We start from the raw sequence: 12,746 nt of genomic DNA, 5'->3' as shown, positions 1-12,746 counted from the left end.
GAGGATACGGAAGGCGCGTGCTTTTAGTTCGTCTGCCAGCGTTCCATGGACTCTCAATACGCGGGTTACAGTCTGTCCAGCAGCTTCTGGTGAATGCCATCGAAGCCACCATTGGAGAAGACGATGACCACATCTCCCTCTTGGGCGAGCGGCTTCAGGCGCGCGATGATGGCGTCCACGTTTGGCTCGTGGTAGGCCTGCCGGCCTGCGGCACAGACGGCGGCGACCACGGCGTCCACATCCAGAAGCTGACCCGGGGGAACTTTCTCAGGCTGGTTCACCGCAGCGACGATGCTGCCGTCCGCTTCCTTGAGCGCCTCGATAAGGTCAGGTTGCAGGGCATTGCGACGGCTGGTATTCGACCGTGGCTCAAAAAGCGCCCAGAGACGCGCGCCGGTGTAACGCTGGCGCAGGCCACGCAGCGTCTCGCGAATGGCCGTGGGATGGTGCCCGAAGTCATCGATGATGGTGATGCCACGCACCTTGCCACGCTCCGTCTGGCGTCTCTTGATGCCGCCGAACGTCAGGAGTGCCGAGCGAATCTCTTCATCCGTGAGTCCTGCAAAACTCGCCACGCACACGGCCATGGCAGCATTGCGTGCATTAAATTCACCCACCATCGGCAGGCGGAAGGGCACACCATTCAATTCAAAGTCGGTGTACTCAGGAGTGCCGGCAGTCACGCGCAGCTTGATGTCATTTCCCTCTCCCGTGCCCACGGTGGCAATCGGCGCGGGGCAATCCTTGATGAGACTGCGGCAGGTCGCTTCGTCGCCGTTCACAAACACCTTCCCGTTGCGCGGCACGATGCGCAGCAGACGGGAGAAGGAGAGCAGGATGTCATCCAGCGTATTGAAGATGTCCGCGTGATCGAACTCGATGTTGTTCACAATCACCGCCTCCGGAAGGTAGTGCAGGAACTTGGAACGCTTGTCGAAGAAGGCGGTGTCGTATTCGTCCCCTTCGATGACGAAGTACTCGGAATCCGTGAATCGCGCGCCCACTTCGAAATTCGCAGGCACGCCACCGATGAGGTAGCCGGGATTTTTTCCATTCGCCTCCAGAAGCCACGCGAGGATGGAGGTGGTGGTGGTCTTCCCGTGCGTGCCGGTGACTACAAAGTTGCGCTTGCCCTGCATCACCTCACGGCGGAGCAGCTCGGCCATGGAGGTGTAGGGAAGCTTGCGCTCCAGCAGCGCCTCCACCTCCGGATTGCCCCGGGAAATGGCATTGCCCACCACATACTCATCCGCGGCGGCAGGAAGATTCTCAGGCTTGTACCCACTCATCAGCTCGATGCCACACTGCTCAAGCATGGTGGACATGGGAGGATACACCGCATTGTCGGAGCCGGTGATCTTGTGGCCTTGTTTGCGTAGCGCGGCAGCCGTGGAGCCCATGGCGGTGCCACAGATGCCGAGGAAATGAAAATGCTTGGCTTGGAACATCAAAGAGCGACTGGAAAAAACAGAATCAGGGGAATGCACGCCGCACAGGCAGGCGGGCGCGCGACTCCCTAAGTGCACCTGCCAGCCAGTGCAAGTGCCCGCTTACATGGATTCTTGGGGGTCGGGGCCTCAGGCCAGTCGGCCGGGCCGACGGCGGCGCATCAGCAGACCAGCGACACCCAGCAGCAGCAGGAGCGCACGCCCGGGTTCCGGCACAATGCTGACCGTCCCATTGTTGCCGAAGTTGCTGACATCCCAGAACAGGCCTGCACTCAAGGTCGGCAAGTCCAGGTCCCCCTCATTCACGCCATCCGCGCCTGTGCGCAGGTTGGTACCCACGTTGAAGCCGGCGAGGTTGATCGTCGTCCAGTCCATGAGAAGCTGCCAGGTATCCCCTGCTCCTCCCGTGTAGCCGCCAAAGAAGCTGTCGTTCAGTTCTGCGGCACTGATGGTGCCGTCCACGATGATCGTGTCATTGGCGCTCAGGCCGGTGATACGGTCGTAGGTAGTGCCCGGGGTCGTTGGGCTGCCGAGCTGGAAGAAGGAGGTCGCCGTGCTTTCCAACGTGAGGTTGCCTTCGAACTTCAGATTGCCGATGCCAGCCCCGCTCAAGTCACCCGGACGCAGCGTACCCTGAATCACATGCGTTGCCGCCGAACCAGTGACTGTGCCGGTGCCCGCCAGAGTGCCCGTGGTGGTGACGGTCGTGGTCCCGGTGCCCGTGGTGCCCACACCTGCGAGGCCCACCTGCAGGACCCCCGCGCTCACGGTGGTGGTGCCCTGGTAGTTGTTGGTTCCGTTCGAGAGCACCAAGGTACCGGTGCCTTGCTTGTTGATGGAGCCGCTGTTGGTGATGCGACCGGCCATCGTAAGGTCTGCGTTGGCTCCCGTGCTGTTTCCAACATTGATGTCACGGCTCACGGTACCCAAATCGACATCCCCGTTGATGATACCGCCAGCGCCGTTTCCATTGGCTTCATAGAGAATGCCCCCCAGGCCTGCGGTGGCATTGGTGAGGAAGACATCCACATCCAGCGTCACATCTCGCAGGATCAACGCGTCCTCATGGCTGCCCACGTCCGTGGCGGTAGTCACACGCACACCATCGAGAGTGACAGATGCCCCATCGACAATCGAGCCCGCGCGGAAGATCAGCTGGCTGCCAGTGAAGGTGCCCGCTGTGGTGTCTCCATGAGCCTGGTTCTGCAAGTCGAGTGTGCCTCCATTCACAATGATGACGGCAGAACTGCGGGCGGCGCCGGCCTTGAAAATGTTCCCACCCACAGTGAAGACTCCACCCGTGATATTCAGCGTGCCGCGGGCAGCGCCATTGGCCGCATCGTCATGCGAACCAAGGAGGATGTTGCCCAGGATGATGGTCGAGCCGCCACCCTGGTTATACGTTGCTTGAGCCAAAGCCCCCGAGGCAGCCTGCGTGATGCGGGCCATGGTAAGCGAATTGGCGACCACGTTATGAGCGCTGTTGCCCAAGGTGACTGTACCTGTGGCACCACCCGCCCCACCACTGCCGGCCACACTGGTGGGGCCGGATTTGTCGGCGATGACGAACTCGTCAATGCTGGCGATTAAAGTGCCCTGGGAGAAGTCCAGCGTGCCGCTGTTCGTGACGCCGGTCTGTGTGGCGAGTTGACGCGCGATAAAGAGATCCAGCATGCGCTCTCCAAAGCCACCCAGGTTCAAGGTGCCACCTGCAGCGATGGAGATCGTCGCATTCCCCTTGCGCGCACCGACGGTGATGGTCCGTGAAGTCAGGCTGCTCGTACCGTTGCCGAAGGTCATGGTACTGGGCGTTCCCTGAAGCCCGTCATTCTGGCTGTCGCTCATGATCACTTCAGTACCCGCCGTGATATGCGCGTTGGTACCAAATGTCACCACACCCCGGGTACCGGCGTCTGGAAAGATATCCACTGTCAGCACACCAATGCGCACACGATCCACATTGGCGATGAAGGTATCGGACCCTGCAAGGTTCAGGATGCCAGTGCTTGTGTTAAGCGTGCCGGAGGTGCGGGTGCCCACTTCAAGCACCGACGTGTTCGGGCTGTTCGCTCCCACGATCAGAGTACCTCCCGCCACTCCATAGTTGAACGTGGTTGTGCCCTGCGCCTGACCTACGATAAGGCTGCCGCCAATCGAATTGGTCGTGCCGCCCAGAGAAATGACCGAACCGCCGTCCTGAATGGTGAAACTGCCACCAATCGTGGTGTTGCCACCGATGGCCATGTCAATGTCGCCCTGAAGTGTGAGGCTGGCGTCACCATTGCTGGTGATGCCCATGGTGTTGTACACCAGGTTTGAACCCGCAGCAGTACTGATGATGTTCGTGGTGCCTCCAAGCTCCAGCCCACGGTTTCCGTCGATCGTGATGGTTCCTGTGTCGGCCGTTTGCGCCAGCGTCACTCCGTACAACCTCAGGTGACCGGCGGTGGCGGAAGTGGGAGCCGTTCCGAATGCGCTGTCCGCGGTGAAGCTCACTGTGCCGCCGGAAAGGGTGGTACGTCCAGTATAGGTATTCGCCCCGGAGAGCACCAGATTATCCGGACCCGTCTTTGTAAGGGACACAGAGCCGCTTCCATTGTCCGCAATGACCGATGAAATCGTGAGAGTGGTGGTGTTCAGGTTGTCCTCGGTACGGATGAAAAGTTCGCCATCGGCAGAGCCACCCGCCGTGAGTGTGCCTCCGGAGATCGAGCTGTCAGTGCCATTGTGGATCAGGCCACCGGTCGTGAGGTTGAGCACCTGTCCTGCGCTCATGGTGATATCAATGCCACCGCCGAGACGAATGGCCTCGATGGTCCGGCTTGCCGTGAGCGTCACATCCGCAGTTGGGTTGGCCACCGTGGTGCTGGTCCACGTGTTTTCCTCGCCTGTATTATAGGCGGCAAAGGCATACACGCCTGTCTCCACATCGGCGGTGCCGGTGCCGTCCGTGTCGATGTCGTAGCCGGCAAAGTTCACCACGTCCTGCGTGGTACCGGTGTTGAAGTTCTTCGTGTGGTAGACGTTACCACCCATAATCCCGCCCAGTGTGACCGCCGGGTCCGCAGTGAAGATCACACGGTTGTCGTCCGCCTCACCAATGCCGATGTCACCAGCCAGGGCAGCGTTGGTAAAGTTCACAACGGCCCCCGAGGAAACATTGAGCGAAGCAAACGTCAGCGTCGAAGTTTGTGCCGCTACAGAGGCTTCCACCTGGATGGTGTTATCCCCGTTGAGGATGTTCAGCGCCCCCAAGGTCTCTGCCAGGTTGAATGCGCTTTGATTCTGGTCCACCAGGAAGCTGCCTTGGTGCATGTTCACCGCAGCGCCATCGTTGACGCGATCCACGTTCTGGTCGCTTTGCTTATAAGTATAGAAGCTACCGCCGCCACGGATGTTGAGCGAAGTGGTGCCACTGAGTCGCCCTCCAGAGCCCGTCACGCGAAGCTCGCCCGAGAATATCTCGGTACTGCCGGTGTAGGAATTGTTCGACTCCAGTTGCACGCGGAAGGCGCCACGCTTCGCCACGTTCAGCACCCCGCCACCGCTTCCATTTTCGAGCACCCCGTCATTGCCATCGCTGTTGCCCACATTGGCCAGGATGGTGATGGTACCGGCGGTCGCAGCTCCGTTCTGGATACGGGTGCTTCCCTGAAGACGATCGTTGCCCCCAAAGATGACGGAGATGTTGTTGCCGAACACCTGAAGGGTTGTCGAAAGCGCTCCACCCGTGGTGCTGTTGCCGGCACGCAGAACCAGGTCGTTGAAGTAGTTGTCATTCAGCGCTCCTGCGCTGCCTGCCCGGAGGGTACCACCGTTCAGGACAATGCCGCCAATGATCTTGTTGTCTCCACCCAGCACGATGGTGTGGCCCGTGCTCCCAGCGTCTCCCACGATCAAACCACCCGCAGTACCAACGTTGGCATTGATGGTGAGGAGAATGGGTGTCGCATTTGCAGAGGCGAAAATCACCCCCTGACGTCCCTGTCCTGTGCCATTCACCAGAGACTCACCCAGGGTCAGGGTGCCAGGTCCGCTGATGGTCGTGGTCGTCGTCGACAAGAGCGCGCCACTACGAAGCACCACATCGGCTCCAGCATTCATGGCAATCGAGCCTCCAGCCGTCAACCGCAGGGCGTTGATGGACGCATCTCCGGTGATGGTTTCTGCAAGGGCGCCCACGCTGACGTTCTGGCCATGGCTGCCCGTCACCGTGGCACTGTAGTCCGAGTCCGCCAGGGGCTTGACTCCATTCACAGCGTCGTAGGTCAGGAAGGTGTCCGGAGCATCAGTCGTGCTGTCACCGCCAATCAAGTACGGGATGATGCTCGTGTTGGCTCCCGTACCTCCCAAGCCGAGCATGGTCGGAGCGACCGCGAAGATCACACGCGTACTGTTCGCTCCTGTCTGGCCGAGTCCCGTGCCACGAATCACGCCCATCGCGTTGTTGTTGGACCGGGTGAGCGAGGCGGTCGCATTGTTGACATTCAGCTGAATTTCACCACCCACGGCAGGGTTGAGTGTGAGGATGCCCACGCCGGCGGCGAAATCGAGTACGTCGATGACTTCCGTGATGGAATTCCCCGGACCATTGAACGTGGCAGAAGTGCTGCCATTGAAGCGGAGGGTGGTGCCATCCGACAGACGATCCACCGTGCCGCTCAGCGAGTCTCCGGCATCACCAATGGTGAGGCTTTCATCATTGCCGTTATTGTCACCCACGGTGACAACTCCCGTACCAGTGGACAGCTTGCCCGTGGAACCACGCACCGTGATGTTGCCCGTACCAATCGAGACGTTACCCGTGATGGTATTGCTCGCAAGGAACACGGCCGTGCCAGAGCCGGATTTGCTCATGCCCGTGCCATTGACCACCGCGCTGAGGAAGGTGGTGGTGACCGAGTCCACGTTGATGGTGCGCGTGCCTGTCCCAAAGTCCACCGTGCCACCAACCTTTCCAATCGTCAGGTTGCCGGTGCTTGCTGCGCCGAAGATCGCATTGGCATTGAGAACCAGGTTGTTCGTCAGGATGCGTGCCGTGCCATCATTGGACCGAAGACGTCCGTCACTCACCGCCCAAGTGATGATGCCTGAACCAAGCACATCATCGCCACCGAGGTAGACAGACGAGTTGTTGCTGAAAGTCAGGCCGTTGAAACTGTTTTGGTTGTTATTGAACTGCAGGAAGTCATCACCCGCCTTCACGATGCTGCCATTGGACACGATGCCGGTGAAAACCACGTCCTCGTCGGTGGTCAGGGTGCGGGCCGCTCCACCCAAGTCCACCGCCGTGCCGCTGAAGATCTGAGACCCCGTGAATCCTGAGGCCGTGATCCCGAACTGGACATTCCCGCCGATGTTCAAGGTCCCTACCGTGTAGGTATTGATACCACTGTCATCCGCACCAATCGTGCCGCCGTTGATGTTGACCGTGGTGGAGGCATCACCCAGCGATCCACTGCTTTCGAGAAGGAGGTTCCCACCGGCACTGGTAATGACGCTCAGGGTGTTCGCCGCATTGCCCAGTACGAGGGTCCCGGAAGTATTCTTCGAAAGAGTGCCCCCTCCGCTGACCACCCCATCAATGCGGAAGACAACGCCCGTGGTGATATTCATCGTGCCCACAATGCCGGCGTCGATGAACATGGCACGACCGGCAGTCACTGCGGCAGTGACATCAAGGGTGCCACTTCCCGTGAAATTGATGCCGTTGCTGGCGGCCCCAAGGTTGTTGTTGTTTGAAATGGAGAGAGTACCGGCATTGATATTCACCGTACCGGTGAAGGTATTCGCACCCCCAAGCACGAGGATCCCATTTCCATCCTTGGCAAGCCCCACGGAACCCTGCAGTACGGAACTGATGGTCCCAGTGAAAGTGGGATCCACGCTGATATTTCCTGTGGTGAGCGTGAGGTTCCCGCCCGTGAGCGTGTAAGAATTCAGAAACGAAAGGCTGTTCGCCAGCTCTCCCGCAGCAAGCGTGATCGTTCCTCCACTTGCAGGAACAACGCCTGGAAGCACCACATCATGCGCTGCCGTTGGCTCGCCCAAGCTCCAATTGGTACCCACACTCCAAGCGCTTGTAGCGCCGGTATAGGTATTTGTCTGCGCCGTCAGCGTGGAAACGCTGGTTATGGAAAACAACAAAGATCCTGCGAGCGACATGAAGCCGCCCAGCTTGCGAAGGCTTGGCATTGGGGGTTGTAAGGAAGGGGGATTAAGCGTGCGGCTTACGCCAGCTACGCCCAGCCTTCAGGATGATATGAAGGGGGGATTCTCGCAAGTTGATTGTCACTGCAAGAGGAACTCATGAGGCATGCTTTAGCTTCAGAATGACCGCATTTTGCAACAAAGCCGGCGCTGCGTTGCTGAATGCACGGGTCGCATGCTCTCAGGGCTCTAAAACCCCGGCGCACTCACCATGGAGCTGTCTACCTCCGCACGTTTCCGGCGCACGATGCCATCGGCGATTTCGGAGATCATTTCCTCCAGCATGAGGCGCAGATGGCTCCCGGCGCGGTAATCAGCAGGCGCGATGTGTTTCACGCGATCCGCGTGCGCGCTGAGCTGCCAGCATTTGCGGAAGCTCTTCCGGGTATTGTCTCCCGGGCTGTAGACAGCGATGGCATTGCCACCGTACCGGCGCATGAGGGTGAAGCACGGCACATCCGTGGGGCCATCTCCCAGATAGATCATGTGCTGGAAGGGGATGGGGCGCATGTCTGAGGGCATGTGATCATTCACATCCTCATGCGGCTCCAGCATGCCCTTGTTGATGCGGAAGAGGAATTGCGTCTTCGTGGTATGGCCGATGACGCGCTTCGGGAAGCTGATGCGGCCCTCGCGATCCTGCGCGAACTCACAACCGAACACGGCCTTCACATGCGGACGGAGCACACTGCCCTCCAGTAATTCGCGAAGTCCTGAGCTGATGATGTAATGCTCCAGGCGCACGCCCAGAGCCCGATGGTCGGGACCAAGCAGGGCCTCCAGCTCGGTGAACATCTCAGGGAGACCGGGGTAGAGGCGCAGCTTCGGACCCAGTGCACGCAGCTCAGCATTGGTAGGCCGGTCCGGCGTGAGCAGGTCCAGCATGGTCTTCAGGTAGGCGAGCTCATTGTCGTAGCCCTCTTTGTCCACGAGTGCCTGGCTACGCTTCCAGAACTGCTCGACGCTGATGCCGTAATTCGGGAAAACGACGTCATCCGTCATGTAGCCGGGGCTGAGCGTCTGATCGAAATCATAGACGAGGCCAATGGTGGTCTGGGCGGCGGACATGCGGGAGAAAGGAAGCTGACGGGTGGGTCAGGCGGATGACGGCTCCATCGAACACGAAAATGTGCATGCGGGCAACCTGAAGAAAGTAGTCCGCCGAGCCTCGGCGGTGGGTGAGTGCTGGTATCGCATTCGCAATACCCAGAATACGACAGCACCTGGATGGTCCGTTTTATCAACGCCTCTGCCTTCTCCCGGCAGTATGCTCACGAGACGCGCGGCCGCCGAGGCTCTGCGGACTACTTCCTCAGACGCACATGGCGAGAGCGTGCTCGAGGTCGGTGTACTTGAACTCGTAGCCATTCTTCAAGGCTACCTCAGGCTTCGCCCGGGCACTCTCCAGCGCCACGCTGCCGAACTCTCCCATCACCAGCTTCAAGGCGAATCCGGGCACGGGGATGAAGGTGGAGGTATTCAGCAGGTTCGCGATGGTACGGGTCATCTCCGCATTCGTCACCGGATTGGGCGCTGCGAGGTTCACCGGGCCGCTGTAGCCAAGGTTTTCGATGGCCTCGAGGATGAGGCCCACCTCATCATCAAGGTGAATCCAGGGCACCCACTGCCGGCCATCACCCAGCCGGGAACCCAAGCGCAGGCTGAAGACACGGCGCAGGACTGGCCATGCACCTCCACCCTGCCCCAGCACCATGCCAGTGCGCAGATACACGACACGCGTGCCAAAGGTGGCCGCACGGGCAGCTTCACGTTCCCATTCCGCACAGACATCCGCGAGAAATCCCCAGCCGCGCTTGGAAGACTCGGTGAGGATTTCATCGCCCCGGTCACCATAGGCTCCGGTGCCACTGGCGCAGAGGAAGACCTTGGGGCCGTCCTCTTTGCAAGCCTGGAGCGCATCCACCACGCGGCGGGTGAGGTCCACACGGCTGTCACGGATGCGCTGCTTTTTCGCGGTAGTCCAGTAGCCGTACACGCTCTCGCCGGCGAGGTGCACAAGGGCATCGAGACCGGAGGGGTCGAGCGCGGGTTTATCCCCCGTGGGTACAATCACGCGGGTCTCATCGAAATTGGGCAGGCCACCGTTCTTCTTTCTGGTGAAGGCCACGACCTTGTGCCCGCGCTCCTTCGCCGCGAGGGCCAGCGCCTTGCCAATGAATCCCGATGCTCCCGTGATGCCGATGACCATGCCTGATTCAAGATTCTGACCGGGAAGACACAAGCCAAAACCGATTCATGACAAGATTCATCCCGATTTAGGGAGGGACTGGGGAGCCGTGTCTAATTTGTCATTTTTCCTTCGCACTCTTCTGCGGCACGGCTATTTCCCTTACTCACGGTGATACTTCTACTCACGGCAGGCTTCGGCGACGGACACAACACGGCGGCGCGCAATGTGCGCAACGCGCTGGAACGTCTCGCTCCCCAGGAAGAACACCTGGTGGTGGATGTCTTTGATGAGGCGCATCCAGTCTTCGCGCCCCTGATGAAGCAGAACTACCAGATGCTGATCACACGTGCTCCAAAGGCATGGGCGTGGTTCTACCGGAACAGTGGCGGGATGAAATTTGACAGCAAACCGGACATCACCGCCGGACTGCGCAATGCCATCGGGGAACTGCTGAAGAAGCACCAGCCGCGTGCCATCGTCTGCACCTACCCCATTTACTCGAAGCTGCTGGGGCAGATCAAGACCATGGGGCACCGTGTGCCGCCGGTGTACACGGTGGTCACGGACTCCATCAGCATCCATCCCCTGTGGCTGATCGCCCCCAGTGATGGCTACTGCGTGGCTGATGAGGCCTCCAAGGACAGTGCAGTGAAACTGGGCGCGGAACCGGAGAAGGTTCACATCACCGGTTTTCCAGTCAGCCTGGATTTCCTGACACCACCGAAGCCGGAAGAGTGCATTTCCGCCCACGGGCGCATGCTGTACCTGCCCTCCACCGGAGTAGCTCACGTCGCCAGAACGCTCGAATCCCTGCGACCGCTCGTCGCTGCCGGAGTGAGGCTGACGCTGCCGGTGGGCAAGCATGCCTCGCGCCTGCACCACGTGGTACGCAGCTTCACTGATTCCCTGCCAAAGGCGGACATCGAAGTCATGGGATGGACGAACCAGATTCCCAAGCTGCTGCAGACGCATGACTTCGTGATTTGCAAGGCAGGGGGTGCCATCCTGCATGAATCACTCGCGGCCACCTGCCCGGCCATCATCGACTATGTAGTACCTGGTCAGGAGGAGGGAAATGCGGAACTGCTCACCAGCCACGGCTGCGGGGTGACCACGCGCACTCCCGAGGAGACAGGCCGTGAAGCGGCGAAGATGCTGGAGCACAACCGCGCCGAAGCCCGCCGCATGAAAGCGAACATGCTCGCCCACAGCATGCCGGACGCGGCCATGCGCATCGCGCATGTGGTGCTGGACCATTCCCGACCCGCTTGAATTTTAGCAACGACATGCCGCAGGCCCTGCTCTTCGACATCGGTAACGTGCTGGTACGTTTCGACTTCACGCACGCCGCCCAGAAATTCGCCGCGCAGAGTGACGCAACCAGTCAGGAGGTGCTGGCTCTGCTCGCTCCCTTCAAGGATGCCCTGGAGAGCGGACGCATTGCGGATGACGACTTCATCGCACAAAGCGTGAAGCGCATTGGATTCCGCGGGACGCGTGCGGAGTTCGTGGAAATCTGGGGCGACATCTTCACGGCGAATGAGCCGATGATCGCGCGGGTGAAGCAGCTCACAGGACAGGTACCGCTCTACCTGCTCTCCAACACCAGCGGCCTGCACAAGACATGGCTGTTTGAGAAATTCGACGTGTTCGGGCTTTTTGCAGGGGGCATCTATTCCCATGAGGCCCGGTGCATGAAGCCTCACGAACCCATCTTTCAGGAGGCCATCAAGACCTTCGGCCTGGAGCCAGAGCGCACGCTCTACATCGATGACCTGCCGGACAACATCCAGACGGGCAGGAAATTGGGCTTTCAGTGCCACCAGTACCACCCGGACCGGCACGAGGAGTTTGAGCCCGTCCTGACGGCCTTCAGCCAGAGGGTTTGAGCGACGCAATTTTCAGTTTCCCACCCTCCCTCAGGGTGTAGAGTCCGCCCCGCCTATGGAAATGATCAAGGACTTCCTCCACTTCGTCATGCATCTCGATGAGAGCCTGCCGGACTTCATCCGTCAGCATGGCGTGTGGATCTATGGTCTGCTGTTCCTCATCATTTTCTGCGAGACCGGCCTGGTCGTGACTCCTTTCCTGCCCGGTGACTCCCTCCTTTTCGCCGTGGGCGCCGTAGCTGCGAATGAAGCCATCGGCAATGAACTGAACCTCTGGTATGTGATTCCCCTCATGTGCGTGGCGGGCATCCTGGGCGATGCGGTGAACTACGCCATTGGCCGGCGCATGGGCCCGGCGGTGTTCACCAAGGACAACGGCCTCTTCCTTCGTAAGGACTACCTGCTGAAGGCACAGGCTTTCTATGAAAAGCATGGTGGCAAGGCCATCGTGCTCGCGCGCTTCGTGCCCATCGTGCGTACGTTCGCTCCCTTCGTGGCTGGCATCGGCCGCATGCGGTATGCCTCCTTTGCCTATTTCAACATCATGGGTGCGATTGTGTGGGTGGTGAGCCTCACGCTCGCGGGCTTCTTTTTGGGGAACATTCCCATCATCAAAAAGAACTTCGAAGCGACGATCATCCTCATCATCGTGGTGTCCATCCTGCCGATTGTGTTTGAATGGTGGAAGGCACGCAAAGAGTCTGCTCATGCCGCCAAGAAGCCTGCCACGGACAAGGGCGCCGGCCTTCCCTCCGTGACGGATGTGAAGGTGGAGCCGACGTCGAACTGAGGGCGCAGAAGAGCACGGGCGGTTGAGAACGTAGAAGGCTTCTCCAGAAGCCTGTCACATCGCAATCGACCTCCCCAGGGAGCAGTAATCATCCACATCGGCTCAGCTCTGCGCTTTACGTCTTGGAGTGTGACGTGCTTCAAAAGCAAGGCAGGCGAAGTTACGCTTGTCATCGCTATGAGAAGCCAAGCTCAACGAAGGAAGGCAGTGTCAGGCCG

The 12,746-nt window shown here is 59.8% G+C and carries 7 protein-coding genes; 3 read left to right on the top strand and 4 right to left on the bottom strand.

Annotation, left to right across the window (positions count from 1 at the left end; translation table 11 throughout):
• Positions 1-65 precede the first annotated feature (65 nt).
• The 4 genes from mpl to DES53_RS00020 all read right to left on the bottom strand — a co-directional run bounded on the left by mpl (position 66) and on the right by DES53_RS00020 (position 9,867).
• Positions 66-1,448 carry a UDP-N-acetylmuramate:L-alanyl-gamma-D-glutamyl-meso-diaminopimelate ligase gene (gene mpl, locus DES53_RS00035; RefSeq protein ID WP_113956165.1) on the bottom strand — a complete coding sequence of 461 codons (1,383 nt, stop codon included), beginning with the start codon at positions 1,446-1,448 and terminating at the stop codon, positions 66-68.
• A gap of 129 nt (positions 1,449-1,577) precedes the next feature.
• Entirely contained in the window at positions 1,578-7,643 is a 6,066-nt protein-coding gene (locus DES53_RS00030; RefSeq protein WP_113956164.1) for a beta strand repeat-containing protein, read from the bottom strand.
• A 204-nt stretch (positions 7,644-7,847) separates the two neighbouring features.
• On the bottom strand, positions 7,848-8,726 hold the full coding sequence (locus tag DES53_RS00025; protein WP_113956163.1) for an HAD family hydrolase: 879 nt from the start codon (positions 8,724-8,726) through the stop codon (positions 7,848-7,850).
• Between the two features lie 244 nt (positions 8,727-8,970).
• Positions 8,971-9,867, bottom strand: a complete 897-nt coding sequence (locus DES53_RS00020) for a TIGR01777 family oxidoreductase (RefSeq protein WP_113956162.1) — start codon at positions 9,865-9,867, stop codon at positions 8,971-8,973.
• A 150-nt stretch (positions 9,868-10,017) separates the two neighbouring features.
• Between DES53_RS00020 and DES53_RS00015 the strand changes: the two genes are divergently transcribed.
• Genes DES53_RS00015 through DES53_RS00005 form a run of 3 tightly spaced genes read left to right on the top strand, consistent with a single transcriptional unit; the run spans position 10,018 to position 12,528 of the window.
• The gene (locus DES53_RS00015) at positions 10,018-11,121 is read left to right on the top strand and encodes an MGDG synthase family glycosyltransferase (protein ID WP_113956161.1); all 1,104 of its coding nucleotides are present in this window, start codon (positions 10,018-10,020) and stop codon (positions 11,119-11,121) included.
• Complete coding sequence (locus DES53_RS00010) at positions 11,118-11,738, top strand: HAD family hydrolase (protein ID WP_147263097.1); 621 nt, start codon at positions 11,118-11,120, stop codon at positions 11,736-11,738. The genes DES53_RS00015 and DES53_RS00010 overlap by 4 nt, the downstream gene beginning before the upstream one ends.
• Positions 11,739-11,793: 55 nt before the next feature.
• Positions 11,794-12,528 (top strand): DedA family protein, encoded by a 735-nt coding sequence (locus DES53_RS00005; protein WP_113956159.1) that lies wholly within the window; start codon positions 11,794-11,796, stop codon positions 12,526-12,528.
• Positions 12,529-12,746: the final 218 nt, after the last annotated feature.

The organism is Roseimicrobium gellanilyticum (assembly GCF_003315205.1).
In the GTDB taxonomy this organism is placed as follows: Bacteria; Verrucomicrobiota; Verrucomicrobiia; order Verrucomicrobiales; family Verrucomicrobiaceae; genus Roseimicrobium; species Roseimicrobium gellanilyticum.
The sequence above is the reverse complement of the archived record's forward strand: the minus strand, read 5'-3'. Positions and strand labels throughout refer to the sequence as shown.